This window comes from Sporolactobacillus putidus, from assembly GCF_014647035.1.
GTDB lineage: Bacteria > Bacillota > Bacilli > Bacillales > Sporolactobacillaceae > Sporolactobacillus > Sporolactobacillus putidus.
Genome location: NZ_BMOK01000004.1, coordinates 1 through 15,922 on the forward strand (window position 1 = coordinate 1; position 15,922 = coordinate 15,922).

14 protein-coding genes are annotated in these 15,922 nt (G+C 39.8%); 12 read left to right on the top strand and 2 right to left on the bottom strand.

Annotated features, from left to right (window positions below; genetic code table 11):
• The first annotated feature begins 390 nt into the window (after positions 1–390).
• The 9 genes from IEX81_RS05665 to IEX81_RS05700 all read left to right on the top strand — a co-directional run bounded on the left by IEX81_RS05665 (position 391) and on the right by IEX81_RS05700 (position 10,457).
• The gene (locus IEX81_RS05665) at positions 391–2,364 is read left to right on the top strand and encodes a fructose-1,6-bisphosphatase (RefSeq protein ID WP_188802112.1); all 1,974 of its coding nucleotides are present in this window, start codon (positions 391–393) and stop codon (positions 2,362–2,364) included.
• Positions 2,365–2,498: 134 nt separating this feature from the next.
• Positions 2,499–2,915, top strand: coding sequence for an alpha-amylase family glycosyl hydrolase (locus IEX81_RS05670; RefSeq protein WP_188802113.1), 417 nt, complete (start codon positions 2,499–2,501; stop codon positions 2,913–2,915).
• 486 nt (positions 2,916–3,401) lie between these two features.
• On the top strand, positions 3,402–5,219 hold the full coding sequence (locus tag IEX81_RS05675; RefSeq protein ID WP_188802114.1) for a DUF6020 family protein: 1,818 nt from the start codon (positions 3,402–3,404) through the stop codon (positions 5,217–5,219).
• A 133-nt stretch (positions 5,220–5,352) separates the two neighbouring features.
• A complete protein-coding gene (locus IEX81_RS05680) occupies positions 5,353–5,826 on the top strand; it encodes a MarR family winged helix-turn-helix transcriptional regulator (RefSeq protein ID WP_188802115.1) in 474 nt (157 codons plus the stop codon).
• Positions 5,827–5,849: 23 nt separating this feature from the next.
• On the top strand, positions 5,850–6,431 hold the full coding sequence (locus IEX81_RS05685; protein WP_188802116.1) for an NAD(P)H-dependent oxidoreductase: 582 nt from the start codon (positions 5,850–5,852) through the stop codon (positions 6,429–6,431).
• Between the two features lie 62 nt (positions 6,432–6,493).
• Entirely contained in the window at positions 6,494–6,622 is a 129-nt protein-coding gene (locus tag IEX81_RS16685; protein ID WP_268239311.1) for a hypothetical protein, read from the top strand.
• Between the two features lie 340 nt (positions 6,623–6,962).
• Positions 6,963–8,147, top strand: coding sequence for a pyridoxal phosphate-dependent aminotransferase (locus IEX81_RS05690; protein WP_188802117.1), 1,185 nt, complete (start codon positions 6,963–6,965; stop codon positions 8,145–8,147).
• Positions 8,148–8,360: 213 nt separating this feature from the next.
• The gene (locus IEX81_RS05695) at positions 8,361–9,137 is read left to right on the top strand and encodes a hypothetical protein (protein ID WP_188802118.1); all 777 of its coding nucleotides are present in this window, start codon (positions 8,361–8,363) and stop codon (positions 9,135–9,137) included.
• Positions 9,138–9,392: 255 nt separating this feature from the next.
• The gene (locus tag IEX81_RS05700; protein WP_188802119.1) at positions 9,393–10,457 is read left to right on the top strand and encodes a Rossmann-fold NAD(P)-binding domain-containing protein; all 1,065 of its coding nucleotides are present in this window, start codon (positions 9,393–9,395) and stop codon (positions 10,455–10,457) included.
• A 121-nt stretch (positions 10,458–10,578) separates the two neighbouring features.
• Here IEX81_RS05700 and IEX81_RS05705 read toward each other — a convergent pair whose 3' ends face one another.
• Positions 10,579–11,478: a dTDP-4-dehydrorhamnose reductase family protein gene (locus tag IEX81_RS05705; RefSeq protein ID WP_188802120.1), complete on the bottom strand. Its 900-nt coding sequence runs from the start codon at positions 11,476–11,478 to the stop codon at positions 10,579–10,581.
• Positions 11,475–12,464, bottom strand: a complete 990-nt coding sequence (locus tag IEX81_RS05710) for a polysaccharide biosynthesis protein (RefSeq protein WP_188802121.1) — start codon at positions 12,462–12,464, stop codon at positions 11,475–11,477. Before IEX81_RS05710 ends, IEX81_RS05705 begins: the two co-directional genes overlap by 4 nt.
• Before the next feature lie 516 nt (positions 12,465–12,980).
• On the opposite strand from IEX81_RS05710, the gene IEX81_RS05715 reads away from it, so the two are divergent.
• From IEX81_RS05715 to IEX81_RS05725, 3 genes are all read left to right on the top strand, one after another.
• On the top strand, positions 12,981–14,243 hold the full coding sequence (locus IEX81_RS05715; RefSeq protein ID WP_188802122.1) for a glycosyltransferase family 4 protein: 1,263 nt from the start codon (positions 12,981–12,983) through the stop codon (positions 14,241–14,243).
• On the top strand, positions 14,215–15,108 hold the full coding sequence (locus IEX81_RS05720; protein WP_188802123.1) for a hypothetical protein: 894 nt from the start codon (positions 14,215–14,217) through the stop codon (positions 15,106–15,108). The genes IEX81_RS05715 and IEX81_RS05720 overlap by 29 nt, the downstream gene beginning before the upstream one ends.
• Before the next feature lie 147 nt (positions 15,109–15,255).
• A complete protein-coding gene (locus tag IEX81_RS05725; protein WP_188802124.1) occupies positions 15,256–15,879 on the top strand; it encodes a DUF1796 family putative cysteine peptidase in 624 nt (207 codons plus the stop codon).
• Positions 15,880–15,922: the final 43 nt, after the last annotated feature.

Below are 15,922 nucleotides of genomic sequence, written 5' to 3' on the forward strand. Positions count from 1 at the left end.
CGTATCACGGCCGGATAGGGTGTCACTCTTCCTCATCCAGCGCCGTGGGTCAACTGAACAAAATGCTTCATTTCAACTAACAAAAGAACGAAGTTGTGTGATGCCAGTATATGCCTAAGGTGTACACTTTAGAATAAGATTGTTCTTCTCAGATCAGAGGTTCCGAGAAAAGCTTGACACATACGTAAAGGAAAGAGTATATGAGAAACAGGAGAAAAAGTGGTATAGTTATAACAGAAACATCAATTCTAATGAAAAGTGTTCACTCAAATAGAACTCGATTCAACACTCATTTGAAGAGGCTGTCACATTAGTCGTTTTTCCGGCTAGGACAGCCTTTTCTCCGCATGATTAAAGAATTGACTGAATCTGTACAGGAGATGCCGGACCGTGGATACGAAATATTTAGATTTGCTGGCTGAGAAATATGACAGTGAGGAAAAAGTTGTCACCGAAATCATTAATCTTGAGGCCATCCTGAATTTACCGAAAGGGACGGAACACTTTGTCAGCGACTTGCATGGAGAGTATCAGGCGTTTCAGCATGTGCTCAGAAACGGCTCTGGAAATGTTAAAGTGAAAATCCGGGATCTTTTTGAAGGCGAATGGTCTGAAAAGGAAATGAATGAATTCGCGACTCTGGTTTATTATCCTGAAGAAAAGCTACAGCTGATTAAAAACGCCGCGGAGAATGTTCAGAGTTTGTACCAATGGTATACAGAAACTATTGAACGGATGATCAAACTCGTTTCTTTCGCTTCATCCAAGTATACGCGCTCAAAGGTGCGCAAAGCGCTGCCCGAACAGTTTGTTTATATTATTGAAGAGCTGCTGTATAAGACGGATGAACTGACGAACAAGAAACAATACTATACGAAAATCGTTCAGCGAATCATCTCTCTCGGTCAGGCTGACAAGCTCATCATTGGTCTTGCCTATACCATTCAGAGACTGGTTGTGGACCATCTTCATGTTGTCGGAGATATCTATGATCGCGGGCCTGAACCGGATAAGATAATGGATACCCTCATCAATTACCATTCCGTCGATATTCAGTGGGGGAATCATGATGTACTGTGGCTTGGCGCTTTTTCCGGGTCAAAGGTATGTTTGGCTAATCTCATTCGGATCTGCGCCAGATACGACAATCTGGATATTATTGAAGATGTGTACGGCATAAATCTAAGACCGCTTCTGAATCTGGCAGAAAAATATTATGATGATAACCGCGCCTTCCGGCCAAAACGGGATGCCGGCAAAAAAGATATTTCTGATGCTGAACAGCTGCAGATTACGAAAATCCATCAGGCAATCGCGATGATTCAGTTCAAACTTGAGATTCCCATCATCAAACGGCGTCCGGACTTCAATATGTCCGGCAGACTGCTGCTTGAGAAAATCGATTACGACAGAGAGACCATGAGACTCAACGGGAAGACGTACGCTTTGAGAAACACCTGTTTCGCGACCGTTAATCCGGATCAGCCGGATCAGTTGCTGGAGGAAGAAGCGCAGGTCATGGATAAACTGCTGTTCTCCGTTCAGCATTCCGAAAAACTGGCCAGGCATATGAATTTTCTCATGAGGAAAGGCAGCCTCTATTTAAAATATAATGGCAATTTATTAATTCATGGCTGTATTCCTTTAAATGAAGACGGTTCCATGAAGAAAATGGTGATCAACGATAAGCCGTACGCCGGGAAAGGCCTGCTCGATATTTTTGAACACTATTTACGATACGGCTTCGCGCATCCTGAAGTGACGGATGATCTGGCAACAGATATGATGTGGTATTTATGGACAGGAGAAAATTCCTCGCTTTTCGGGAAAAAAGAGATGACCACGTTTGAGAGATATTTCATAGCGGATAAGGCAGCGCATATTGAACAAAAGAACCCTTATTACGAGCTGCGCGAGGATGAGGAAATCTGCCGGAAAATTTTAAAGGAATTCCATCTCAACCCTGATCAGGGCCATATTATTAACGGACATACGCCGGTTGAGGAGATTAACGGAGAAAATCCGATCAAAGCGCACGGCAAAATGATTGTCATCGATGGCGGATTTTCTAAGGCTTACCAATCGAAAACGGGAATCGCGGGCTATACTTTATTATATAATTCCTACGGCATGCAGCTGGTCGCTCACAAGCGATTTACTTCAAAAGAGGATATTCTCCTTCATGGGACGGATGTTTTATCCGTGAAACGGCTGGTTGATCGGGAACTGGAAAGAAAAAAGGTAATGGAAACGAACATCGGCAAGAAATTATTGCAGCAAATATCCGTTTTGAATCATCTGCTGGAATACCGTTATATGCACGGAGAACGGGTGCCGGGCGGAAAGTCTAGCGACAGATTTTGAGATTGGTCCGGTCCCGATTCCCAATGCTATACGGACTGATCATCAAATAATTGAACGGTACAGAGATTTTATTGGATCCAAAAAATCTTTTAATCTGCGCTGTTTTTTAACATTGCAAAAAAAAGAAAAAGCCGATGCAGTGGGATAATTCGCTGAACGCCGGCTTTTCGGACGGAACGCCATGGCTGAAAGTTAATCCGAATTATAAAGAAATCAATGTTGAAGAAGCATTGAAAGATCCGGATTCTGTCTTTTATTATTACAAGAAGCTGATTGCATTGCGGAAAGAGTATCACGTCATCGTTAATGGAGACTATCAGCTTATTTGTGAAGACGATCCTGACGTCTTTTCTTATATAAGAAAAGGCGATGGGGAAACGTTAGTAGTGATTTGCAGTTTCTCAGATCAAAATGAAGAATTTTGTCTCCCGAAAAGTTTATCAGAAAAATCCTCTCATTTACTTATAGGCAACTATGATAAAGGTGAAGATCATGATATTCGTAAAATCGCTCTAAAACCGTTTGAGGCAAGAGTTTATTTATTAAAGTAATTGAGACAAAAGACAGACAATCGGAAATAAAAATAAAAAATCTAAAAACCTCACTTAGACCCATTACGGATAACTACATCAAAAGTCAGTGAGGTTTTTTGCATCGCGTAAAACAGATAGAAATGAGTATATCGACTTAAAGGGTGGATCCTTTATTGCTATTTGGCAAATTAAGTAGTACCATAAGTTAATTTTTTGACCCTTATTTTATGTTCCCTGTAGCATTAAGGTAAAAATTTAATTAGAATAGAATATTGTGAAAGGTTGGAGTGTACCCGTGTTTATCTTGTTTCTGAAAGCACCCCTATCAGTTTCAAAAATCTCCTCAAAATACAATAAACCCGCAAGGAATGAAGTCATATTGTGGGGAGAAGGGGATGACCAATCTCCTTCTCCAATAGATCGAAACAAGTAGGGAACGTGAAAATGGTTACCGCCGGATAGCTAAAATAAAATTGTTGTACATAAAGGTGGATCTTGTAAAGCATGAAATATAAAAACGGGCTAATTCCACTTGGTTATCGTGTGATCGCCTCAATGATTATGTCGATCTGTGTCATCTTATCGATTCCTTATGCAACCACAATTACGGATGCCGGGCATTCTATGCACTATGGTATTATGACGCTCATTTTATTTTCAGTTTTCACATTTATTCTCTTTAAAGCAATATCCATAATGAATCTAAGGCTGTTGATCATATCGTCAATCGGGGGTATCTTTTTTTCTGCAGCTATGGTCATAGGGTCTGATCTGACTTTAAATAGATTGGATGTCTCTTATACTAAGTTATTTTTCTCTGTTTTTGGTTTCGCGGTTTTGCTTGCGGCACTGCTTGCAATGATCCTATACTATATCCCTGCCGCTATAAATTATTTATATAATAGCCGTATTCAAAATAGCGGTTCCAAATATTTTACCAGTTCTTTAAGCTATTTTCTTATTGTGTGGGCCATTATATTTATTTGCTATATTCCCGCGCTTCTTGCTGCCTATCCCGGTCTCTATTCATATGACGCCCCATTTCAGTTACAGCAATACAATAGCGGTAAGTTTAACAGTTTGATACCGCCATTGCACACCTTGTATATGGGCATCTGCTTCAGTGTAGGCAAAAATCTTTTTGGTTCTGATTCTGCAGGGATGCTTATCTACTCACTAACTCAGATGTTAATGATGTCGGCGGTGTTTTCGTATTGCTGTTACTTTCTGGCGAAAAAGAAAACACCTGTGATTGTTCAGGTTTTCTCAATTGTATTTTTTGCCTTTTTCCCTGTCAATCAAATTTTTGCGATTTGTACAACAAAAGATGTTCTTTTTTCTGCAGCATTCCTGATCGTTGTGCTATTTACTATAGATATGGTCATGGACAGCAAGAAGTTTTTTTCGTCGTATCTGCTGCAGGCCAGATATATTTTAGCGCTGCTTTTAATGTTCAGTTTGAGGAATAATGGATATTACGCCTTTTTACTCTGCATTCCGTTTCTCTTGATTGTATTCAGAAAATATTTTTTAAAGGTTTTTTTGATTTGCTTAGTCTGCGTCATTTCTTGGAATATCATAACGGGTCCGATTTACGCTGCTTTGAATATAGAGAGGGGTGACAGCCGGGAGGCGCTGTCCGTCCCGATTCAACAGATTTCACGGGCTGTCGTTTACCATTATGGCGGATTTACTGATGAAGAAAAATCTGCTGTTACCGATTTGTTGGGAAAAGAAGATCAAATAAAGAGAATGTATCTTCCATGGGTTTCTGACCCGGAAAAATCAAACTTTGACACAAAAACACTTAATTCCAATTTGATGTATTATGTAAAAAGTTATGTGTCCATAGGACTTAAGTATCCGCGTACGTATATTTATGCCTTTCTAGAATTAACATTTCCTGATTATTATCCTGATTTTGTCTACAAAGATAAATATGGCTATATCCTGTATCAAGACAGACCGCTTACTCTACAGGCAATAGCGGGAGGCACTCATGTAGTCAAAAATAGTAAACTTCCTGCTTTGGATGCCTTATATGACAATATTTTTGGGTATGATTCCTATCAAAAGATTCCTGTTTTGTCTATGATTTTCAGTCAGGGATTTATGTTTTGGCTGTTAGGCATAACTATGCTGATCTGTCTCTATCAAAAGAGGTATAAGATTCTGCTGCCTCTATTTATGCTTTTGGCTTTATGGATCTCCATATTGTTCGGACCTATTGCACTCATAAGATATCTGTATCCTCTGTTTGTCGCGCTACCCATTATGCTGATGATTGTTTTTAAAAACAAGGACAAAACAGAACACGCGTAATGTTGTTGTGGCCCATTTCGGGCCATTTTTTCTTGACAATAGATGACTCGTCACTTATTATATAATTAATAAATGACGAGTCATCTATTTTGCGACGTATCTCAATGAAATCTTTGAAGGTGAAGGGATTTAAATGGAAAAGAATCAGTATTTTAAGGCGGAGGCGTTGCGATATCTCATTCTGGCGGCGCAGCGGCAAGGAAACCGATGGCTCAATGACATGCTAAAGGGTATCGGCCTGACCGCATCGCAGGCGGAGGTACTGCGCGTTTTACATGAAAGGAGGGGGATCTCTCTTAAAGAACTTGGGAAGTTATTGATCTGTGAATCCGGAAGTCCGTCAAGACTTGTCGAACGCATTGTTCGGGACGGTTTGGCTGAGAAAATCGTACATACGAAAGATTCCAGGTATGTCACGCTTCAGCTCACGCAAATCGGTGAAGAAAAAGAACAGCTTGTAGAGAGTATGGAACAACAGATGTATAACCGGTTGAATCACATCTATTCGGACAAAGAGCTTGAGTTTATGTGCACGCTGTTATCCCGCTTCCTGGAAGGGCAGCCTATTTCAGAGGCCTTGAAAGAACGCGGTTTCGAAATAAAATGAACCCATTGAAGGAGATTGCCCAAATGAATGTACTCATCATCTATGCGCATCCCAATCCGAAAAGTTTTAATCACGCTGTACTTGAACAGGTCCAAAAGGGACTTCAGGAAGCCAATCACAATGTGACAACGATCGATTTATATCAAGAACACTTCGATCCCATATTAACCTTTGATGAGGAGCATCGAAGAAGAGATTTGAAAATTGATCCTGAGATGGAACGCTATCGTGTTTTGGTAAAGAAGGCGGATCATTACATTTTTATCTATCCAGTCTGGTGGAACGGTTTTCCGGCCATTTTGAAAGGTTTCTTTGACAGGGTATTTGTCGCTGGTTTTGCTTACGTCTATGAAGGATTGATGCCGAAGGGCCTCCTGACCGGGAAATCAGCGTGGGCCATTTACTCAATGGACACACCGGGTTGGTTTGATCGGCTGATTCGCAGAGATGTCGAGTGGAAAATTGTAAGTAAATACATCCTTCAGTTTTGCGGCGTTCGTTCGGTGAAGAGGATGATGCTGGCCGGAGTGAAGGGAAGCAGTGCCAACAAGAGAGAAGGATGGCTGGATTTTGTTTATCAACAGGCACGCCAGCTCCGCAACTAGTTTATCTCATGAAAATGCTGCCTGTTGCATTGTTTAAAACATACGAAAAGGTGGTCGTGGCGATGAAAGTGCTCGGTACATTGATCCGTGTTTTTATTGAACGCGACGCTATGGATAAGACGATAAAATTTTACGAAAAATTGTATCAAACGACATGTACAGAGCGTGGATATAACGATGCGTGGAAGTAGGATGTTTTTCTCAACAGGTGAAAGATAGATAACTTCAAGTTTTTTCAAAGCGCCTTTAGTACCTTATGGAGAACTTGTCCTAAGTACCAAGGGGCTTTTGTGTTTTTAAACGACCGTTTTGTAATGGATCACTGAGAACAAAATTCAAATTTCCGTTTTTTGAAACATAATGAAGTGAAAAACCGTCTTTTTCAGTTGCGGGAAGAACGTTATAATAAAAATGACATGCCATCTTTTACCGATTGGTCTTGCGGAATCTTTACTGGGCAAATGATGAAAAATCGGATGAATAAAAAGGCTGAAGAACCGTGATAACGGGTGACAGGAGAGGAAGAAGAACATGATCGCTGAAGAATATAAACAGATGCTGGGAAAGAAGTCGGTTATCAGGGAACTTTCCGAATATGGTACGGAAAGGGCAAAAGAGATCGGCTTTGAAAATGTTTTTGATTACAGTCTGGGCAACCCGTCAGTTCCGGTACCGCAGGCGTTTACCGATAAACTCGTTGAACTGGCGACGAGCAAAAATCCGGCGTCGGTTCACGGATACAGCCCAAGCCTCGGCATTGATTCGGTCCGTGAAAAGATTGCGGCATCTTTAAACAGACGTTTCGGAATAGGCTATGAAAAAGAACATATTTTTATGACGTCGGGAGCCGCGGGCGCAATTGCTCACGCGCTGCGGTCCGTAACTGGAAAAGGGGACGAAGTGATCACGTTCGCCCCGTATTTTCCGGAGTACAATCCTTATGTCAATAAAACAGGTGCTGTTTTGAAAATTGTTCCGGCGGATACCGCCAATTTTCAAATCAATTTTCCTGAATTTGAAAAGATGTTTTCATCAAAGGTCATGGCCGTCTTAATCAATACACCGAACAATCCGTCAGGAATCGTTTATTCAACGGAAACGATTAAGAAACTCGCGGCGTTTTTAACAGAAAAAGAACGTGAATTCGGACATGATATTTTCCTGATCTCGGATGAACCCTACAGAGAGATTGTGTTTGAGCATGTGGATGCGCCTTATGTGGCCAAGTATTATCACAACACCATAACCTGTTACTCTTTCAGCAAGTCCCTGTCTCTTCCCGGTGAACGCATCGGTTATATCGCGGTTAATCCCGCGTGCAAGGATGCAAAACTGATTGTGGAGATGTGCGGGCAGATCTCAAGGGGTATCGGCCATAATTGTCCGCCTTCTATTATTCAGCTTGCCGTGGCAGAAATTGTCGATTTAACCGCGGATCTATCCGTTTATGAAACGAATATGAATATTTTATATAAGGCATTGGCCGGTCTCGGATTCTCCTGTGTCAAGCCTGGTGGAACGTTCTATATGTTCCCGAAAGCGTTGGAAGAAGACGCAGTCCAATTCTGCAACAGGGCGTTAAAGTATGATCTCATTCTGGTTCCGGCGGACAGTTTCGGATGTCCCGGCTACTTCAGAATGGCCTATTGTATCCCCACGGAAAAGGTCGAACGCTCACTGGAAGCGTTCAGAAAGTTAGCTCAAGATTACAAGTGATGAAACGATTTTTAGTTGAAGCAGTGATCAAGTAAAAGATCGAAACAATATGCTATTTACCCTTCATCCTGAATGTTGCGGCCCGTATCAGTTTTGTGCAGAAAAGACGGATCGGAGCCGATGATACATAGGAAGGCAACCTGTATTTTTTATCAGGTGCGCTAAGATGATCGAAGAGTACTGTCGACTATGCAAGCAGATTAGGAGGCCGCTATGAAAAAAATCATTACAGCCGTACTATTAATGACACTCTTGCTCAGCGCATGCGGAAGCCAAGGAAGTGCAGCCTACAATCAAGCCATGAAAGAAGGTTTTGACGCAGTGACTGCAGGCAATTATGATCAAGCGGTGACCGCTTTCGAAAAGGCTTTGGCGGACAAAAAAGCGGACAGACGGGCGACAGCCTTGCTTGAGGAGACACGGGTTCTTAAGTCGGCTGAGGAATCGCTGAACAAGGGAAACTGGAATAAAGCTATTTACTCAGCCGACACGGTGATCAATCAGACGAACGTTGATCAAACCGTGCTAACTAAAGCTCAGACGATCAAAAATGAGGCGCTCAAGGAAAAACAGGGACAGGCGGCTCAGAATAGGGCAAGCCAGCCGGCCGCGGACGGATCATCTGGGTCGGACAGTGGTTCCAGTGTGCAGGGCGATGGACAGACTGCCGGGAATTCAGGGCAGCCGGGCTCAAGCGGGAGCAGCACGGTCTCAGGTTCGTCCCAGTCGGGCAGCACGGTTCAGCAGGCCACTCAGAAAGAGGCGGAGATGGCAGTTGTGAAGGCTGCCGGTTATTCACTGGATCAGGTTTATACCGACACGACGGATAATGGTGCCTATTACTCGATTGAACTGCGCGAAAACCACAAAAACGACAGCGCGGCGGATCCCAATACGGCACCTGCGATCGGATTTTTCCGTTATTACAAGGCAACCGGCAAAATCGCGCAGCTGGATCTCATCAGCAACCAGTACAAGGATATTAAATAATATTTGATTCTCATTTGACATCGGTTCCGGTTTTGCGCCGGCCCAGGGATACAATGTATCATACATCGAGCGCTGCAGCTCGATTTTTTTTGATCATCGATTAAAGATAGTGGTATCCATAAGCGATCGTCCTCAACCCCGCCGAGTCAAGCTCACATCTTGAATACGATTGAAATGACTAATTTTATTATTCATAATCATCCCTCATCCGTTGCTTGAGAAACAAAAGGGTTCTTAAAAGAAACAGATGAACATATGTATGAAGAAAAAAAGATCGCAATGGGGATGACTCTTATAGACAGGATTAATTATAGTCAACTGATCAAGAAAGAATTGGAATATCTGAGGACGATTAAAGACAAATCAATTGGGATTATTAGCATGACAGCTAGAAAGTCAAATGGATTGCGCTCGTTACCAAGAAGAGCTGCGATGGGCTTTACAGCAATAAATTTTTTGGTAACGGAAATAGAGCAAGCGAGAGATTGTCTATTAGCCTTGGACGGCCAAGTCGAATATATTTTAATTGATATTGAGGAAAAACAGAATATATCTCTTATTAGTGAAGCAAGACGAATCGTAAAAACATCTAAAGTGATGACTTGTAAACCCAACGATGCGACTATAGAATCCTGTGATCTACTAATAAGGCATCATTATAATGACGAATTGGAAGACAGGTCTGTCTTGGTCATTGGGTCTGGAAATTTAAGTACTAAAATAGCCTTGCGACTCGCTGAGAGACAGGCAAACGTGCATTTGCACAGCAGAAGCTATCAAAAGACAGCTCAAATTGCTGAATGTTTAAATTTAATTCTTCCTAAATTCTCTAAACCCATACAAGCGATCAATAAACCTGAAAAAAAGTACAATATCATTGTTTCTTTTTTATCTGCTGAAGAAATTATAGGAGAGGGGTATTTACCATTATTAGATGAGCACTCGTTAGTAATCGACGGAGGTATTCATAATTTTAAATCCACATTTATTAAAGAGGCTTTGGAGAAAGGAATCACTTGCTATAGACTAGATGTCCGGATTGCTTTTTTGTATTATCTACTCCTTCTAAGCCATGAAGTAGAATCTTTTTTTACACATGTAATGGGACGCATAGAGTATCAAGATAAAGGGTATCACCTAGTTTCAGGAGGGATTATAGGCCGTATGGGTGATATTATCGTTGATAAAGTAATGAAACCCACTCAAGTTGTAGGTATCGCAGATGGATTGGGAGGAGTTAAGAGCGAGTCCCGTTATTCTCAAGAGGAAAAAAATAAAGCTGTAGAAATATTAAAAAAATTAGGGGGCCATTCAGGGTAACAAAATATTTCCCTTTCTAAAAGGGAAATACAAAATAAGGCTTGCTGAATTTCACTTTTCGTAACAGACCGGTTAACCTTTTTTATAGCAGCAAGCTCTAATTACACTCTATGAAAAGACCCTATTCCTCTTGCTTTTCTAACGGGTTATTATCGAGAAAAAGGATTGTAGAATGATTATTTCTGATGCTTGGATGATTAGCCATCCACTTTTTTAATTCTTCCAGCATCGAGTCATAAGGAGGAATAAAATATTCAAAATCTGTTCTCGTATTTTTAATCGATCGATCAAGAGTAACTCCAAAATCTGGGGAGATGGTAACGTTGTTTTTCGAAAATATACGCTTCATTAATTCTAATAATTTTTTTTCTGAAATTTTATAACTTGAACCTAAATGATAGAGCCCTGTTACTTCGTTGTCTATTAAAACTTTGATTGCTTTGGCCAGTTCCAGTGTTGTAATACCGTTCCATAATAATTTTTCATATCCTTTTATTTCTCCTGTGTGCTTCTTCATAAACCTTGAAAATAACCGAGGACTGTCTGGATTTAATTCGGGTCCAATGACAGATGTTCGAATAGTCAAATGTTTGTTATCGGTAATTTCTCCCAAAAGCTTAGACTTTGCGTAGACGGAAGTACCGTCTGCGATATCCTTTTCGGAATAATCTCCTTTATTTCCAGAAAATACGCAATCTGTACTTAAATGAATGAGCTTACCCTGTTGACGTTCTATTAACTTTGCGAGTTGATGTGGGAACAAACCATTAATTTGAAAGGCTAGAAAAGGATTCTTTTCAGCTTTATTCCTTGTCATTTCTATGCAATTAATGACAACATCGGGCCTAATGGCTTCAATGATTTCTTCTGCTTTTATCGTATCTGGTAAATTGAGGTAGATGCTTTTATCATCGTTGATGTCTCTTGATGTATAAAAAACTGTAAAATTTGGGAATTCACTAAAGTATGAGGTTAAAATGTGTCCTGTAATTCCTTCCCCTCCAAAAATCAACAACTTCATTTAATGAACCCGCCTTTTTTTAGCATCTCTTTGATTTCATCCTTGCCCATTAATCCTTTTTCAGAGCTGTAATCTCCTATTTTTGCCGCAGGGTATTTGGAGTAGTGTTCCATTAACCCTTTTATAGGAAGGGTTGGCAGGATAACAAAATATTCTCTGTCATAAATAATTGTTTTCCGGCTTTCATTTAAAGAAAGGAGAAGTTCATGAATTTTTTCCCCAGGGCGCGTTCCAAGAATATCAAATTCAATATTATTTTCCCCGTAAGCTTCTATTAACACCTGTGCAAGATCAACAATTTTACAGGAGGGCATCTGCATAACAAAAATTTCTCCCCCAATACTTTCATACGTGGCCTTTAAAACAAGTTTAACCGCGTCCTGTACAGACAAAAAAAAGCGTGTCATGTTCAGGTCTGTAATACCTATCTTTTGTTTTTCCTGAATCTGTCTTTTAAAAACATGGATAACACTTCCGTTTGTTCCTAATACATTTCCGCCCCGGACGCATACAAACCTTGTATGCGTATTTAATGTATTAGCATGAATAATTAACCGCTCACCCATTGCCTTTGAAAATCCATAAAAATTCAATGGATCGGAGGCTTTATCAGTTGAAATATAGACCACTTTTTTCACGCCACAATGAATCGCAGCATCGATGACGTTTTGAGTGCCTATAACATTTGTTTTTAATGCCTCTATAGGCTGTTCTTCACAAACAGGAACATGTTTTAATGCAGCCAAGTGAAAAATATAATCAACATCCTGGCAAGCCTCAATTAAAGTATCTTTTTCTCTAATATCTCCAATGATAAAACGCAATTTAGGATTTTGATCAAATAGTTGCTTCATTGTGAATTGATTGGCTTCATTCCTTGAAAATATTCTAATTTCCTTTGGCTGTTTATCTAACAGTTGATTAATTAACTCGTATCCCCATGATCCTGTTCCGCCTGTTACAAGGATGATTTGATTATTCAACAACGCTAATGCCTCCTAAGATTCGAAGTGACAATAAGTTGAATACATCTATAAAAATGCAAAAGAATAAATAAACTTCGGCCCTGATCCCACTGTTTGCTGAAAAAATTTGCAAAAAATATTATATGAGTTTCTTTTCCTGGTCGTCGTATCAATGAACAGAACGACTTTTTTGATCAACCTCCAACTTCTATAACGTATGCATTTCTCTTTTAGCCGTCATAGGCAGTATCTTTAGCTTAGACCCAAAAAAACTTTTGCCTATTTTACTAGGCAAAAGTTAAAGAAGATACGACCCAAAATCTATTTTAAAAGCACGGGTAACGGCTGAACGAAGTCCTCCTTTGTTAACAGTTCCTACTGCCAAGCCTGTAACGGATTTTCACTGCCCGGCTGTCGCCAATACCGTAAACACTAAAAGATAAATAGGGATATTTGTAATGCTTAGGGCAAACATCCAAACCAAACATACGATTGAACAATATAGTTAAAATATACAACGAAGGGGATGATTAACTATTGAAAATACTACTTGCCACATATTGGGCTGTTCCACATGTAGGCGGTGTTTGGAAATACATGGTTCAATTACGAGAGAATTTAGAAAAATTAGGACACAAGGTCGATTTGTTAGGATATGGCGAGGATAATACCTATGTTCACCTAGTTAATAAAGGGAAAAAATTATCTAATGATCAATTACGTCCTTTGCTCGAAGCCAAGATTACACCTGAGAATTATCCAGAGATCTATGCAAACGATTTGGTGAAGTACACGGAATTTCAGAGGTATATGTATGAATTGGCAGCCGCATATTTTGGATTAAGAGACTATGACGTTATTCATACACAGGATGTTTTGTCAACTGTTGCCATGAGCCGCATAAAACCGGATCACATTCCTTTAGTAGCAACGTTGCATGGCTCAGTTGCCCATGCAATTTACCATCAGCTGGAAAATATCCATCGTTCTTCTACATCATTCATGGCGAGAGAATATTTCAAAAAACTGGAAAATTTAGGAGCCACTTCTGCTTATACCACAATAGTAGCTAATAATTGGCTGAAGGATATCTTAACAAATGAATTTGAAGTTCCCTTGGAGCAAATTCAAGTTCAACATTACGGTTATGATATTAGAAGTTTTTTGGAAAAAATGAAAGTAAAATCCACTATAAAAAAACCACTGGACAAAAAAGTCATCACTTATACAGGCAGACTCGTGGAATTAAAAGGGGTCCATCATCTGATAACCGCACTAAGTCAATTAAAAAAAGAGCGAGCGGAGAAAGATTGGGTGTGCTGGATAATCGGAGATGGCGATAAGATGGAGGAACTAAAAGCACAGGCAAAGAGTCTGACGTTAACAGATGATGTTTTCTTTTTTGGTGAGCGACAAGATATACCGTATTTACTATCCTTATCCGATATACATGTTTTACCGAGTCTTCTTGAAAATCAGCCATTATCTGTCATTGAGGCGCAGCTTGCAGGAAAAGCGGTTATTGTAAGTGACACAGGTGGACTGCCTGAAATGGTTGAACATGGTGTAACGGGAATAGTTGTACCTGTAGGTAACCCTCAGGCTCTCTATGAAAACCTTGATATTTTATTAGATAGCGACAAGTTAAGAAAAAAACTAGGGTCTAATGCAAAAATATGGGGAATCAGTTATTGGTCTCAAGAAAGGGCTGTAAGAAATTTACTAAAAATCTATGAACAGGCAAAATTTGAAGCAGGAAAGGATGCAACCAATGATACGGACTACTCTGTTAATCATTAAATACACGTTATTAAGTTGGTTCTCCAGAAAATTTTCCTGGATAAAGCGATTTTGGAAAGTTAAAAAAGGTCAGCCTGCCCAAGAGCAATTAAATGAAGAACGCGTCTTGGCTTATAAACCCGGTTACAGCGATAAATATGATCATTTATTCCCACTGCTTTCTTCATCCCCCAAAATACTTGTAAACAGTTTGATATGGGATCCAATATGCAAAAGGGTAAACAATGGGTACAATTTGCCTCACTCGGAAACGTTGAACTTATTAAAAAGCATGAACGGGGATCATTATAATTGGTTATTTTCTAAAATAAATCATACACCGGATCTATTTGTTGATCACAATTTGTGGACTAAAACTTTAAAACAAATCCCAGAAAATTATCAGATTCCATATAAAGAACTACTTAAGGTATTTGAAACCATGAGCAGTACTCATTATAATCAATTGTTCAATAATCCTCTTGATGCCCCTCAGATTTTTGTTAATGGTACATGGAAGTCTATAGAGAGCGTATTGCCCCGGACGTTCTCTCTGCCTGCCCCCGAGACAATTGGTATATTTAAACAAATGAACAGTGATAACTTAAACTCGGTTTTTTTAACGCCCAACAATACGCCTAATGTATTTATCCAGCATGAAATTTGGAATCCAATGATAAATAGATTCCCTAAAGAATATAGAATACCGGATGTAAGGGGAGCAGAGATTTTAGACCGGTTTGATGGTCGTCATTATAAACATCTTTTTTTAGAACCAGGGTCTAGTAATGACTTAGTAACCATTGATCATTCGGTGTGGGACGTGATCGAGAAGGAACTACCTGAAAATTACACATTGCCAATCCCATTAAATGAGAAGTTCTAAGTTCACAAGAATTAGAGTAGGAACAACTCGCATATTGCGAGTTGTTTCAGCCTGTGCTTCAAATTTATTACCATGCAGCCTTTCCAAATTTCATTACAATGGCATTTATTATATTGTAAATTAAAATTTAAAAAAAGGAGGATTACCATGGATTTTGAGGAAATAAATGGGAAGTATGATTCGATTTTTAGCTTAGGCGATTTGTGCCTGGGAAGTATACAATTAAGAAAGCATAATTTACGCCCTTTTGCTGGTGTGATTGATTGGATGGGGTCACCATCTTTGCATGATGTGAATCGACTTCTTAAAAATAAATTTCATGGGTTTATGGAGTTATCAAATCTGTCGATTATAGGCTATGCAAACGAGCATAATCTGTTGGTAGCAGATACGCAATACAATATTATGTCTAATCATGATTTTGATTCAAGCAAAAATACACTCACTCATTTAGCCACTTACCCAGAAGTAAAAACAAAATTTGATCGCCGAATTAACAGGTTTCTAAATAAGCTGGAAACAAGTAAGCGGATACTTTTTGTCCGGACTGAAGGGGCATTTGATGAGGTATTGGCATTGGAGGAGACATTGTCTGAGTTGGTAAAAGGTGATTTCCGCATACTCGTTATCAACCATTCGAATGTTAATGACATAGTGGTCAAAAACTGGCCGCTTGAAAAGGTCTGTTCTCTAGAGTTTCCTAATATCGAGAAGTGGGAAGGGAATAACGCTCTATGGGACCGGATTTTGAAAGATGTTCATATAAAATAAGAGCTTTCCCAAATGGTTAGGATGGCAAGAAACTGTGGTGCTG

Bases quoted from the DNA above. Each gene is read 5' to 3' on its own strand.
- IEX81_RS05670 (WP_188802113.1), top strand. From the start codon at position 2,499: ATGCAGTGGGATAATTCGCTGAACGCCGGCTTTTCGGACGGAACGCCA.
- IEX81_RS05675 (WP_188802114.1), top strand. From the start codon at position 3,402: ATGAAATATAAAAACGGGCTAATTCCACTTGGTTATCGTGTGATCGCC.
- IEX81_RS05680 (WP_188802115.1), top strand. From the start codon at position 5,353: ATGGAAAAGAATCAGTATTTTAAGGCGGAGGCGTTGCGATATCTCATT.
- IEX81_RS05685 (WP_188802116.1), top strand. From the start codon at position 5,850: ATGAATGTACTCATCATCTATGCGCATCCCAATCCGAAAAGTTTTAAT.
- IEX81_RS16685 (WP_268239311.1), top strand. From the start codon at position 6,494: ATGAAAGTGCTCGGTACATTGATCCGTGTTTTTATTGAACGCGACGCT.
- IEX81_RS05690 (WP_188802117.1), top strand. From the start codon at position 6,963: ATGATCGCTGAAGAATATAAACAGATGCTGGGAAAGAAGTCGGTTATC.
- IEX81_RS05695 (WP_188802118.1), top strand. From the start codon at position 8,361: ATGAAAAAAATCATTACAGCCGTACTATTAATGACACTCTTGCTCAGC.
- IEX81_RS05700 (WP_188802119.1), top strand. From the start codon at position 9,393: ATGTATGAAGAAAAAAAGATCGCAATGGGGATGACTCTTATAGACAGG.
- IEX81_RS05705 (WP_188802120.1), bottom strand. From the start codon at position 11,478: ATGAAGTTGTTGATTTTTGGAGGGGAAGGAATTACAGGACACATTTTA.
- IEX81_RS05720 (WP_188802123.1), top strand. From the start codon at position 14,215: ATGATACGGACTACTCTGTTAATCATTAAATACACGTTATTAAGTTGG.
- IEX81_RS05725 (WP_188802124.1), top strand. From the start codon at position 15,256: ATGGATTTTGAGGAAATAAATGGGAAGTATGATTCGATTTTTAGCTTA.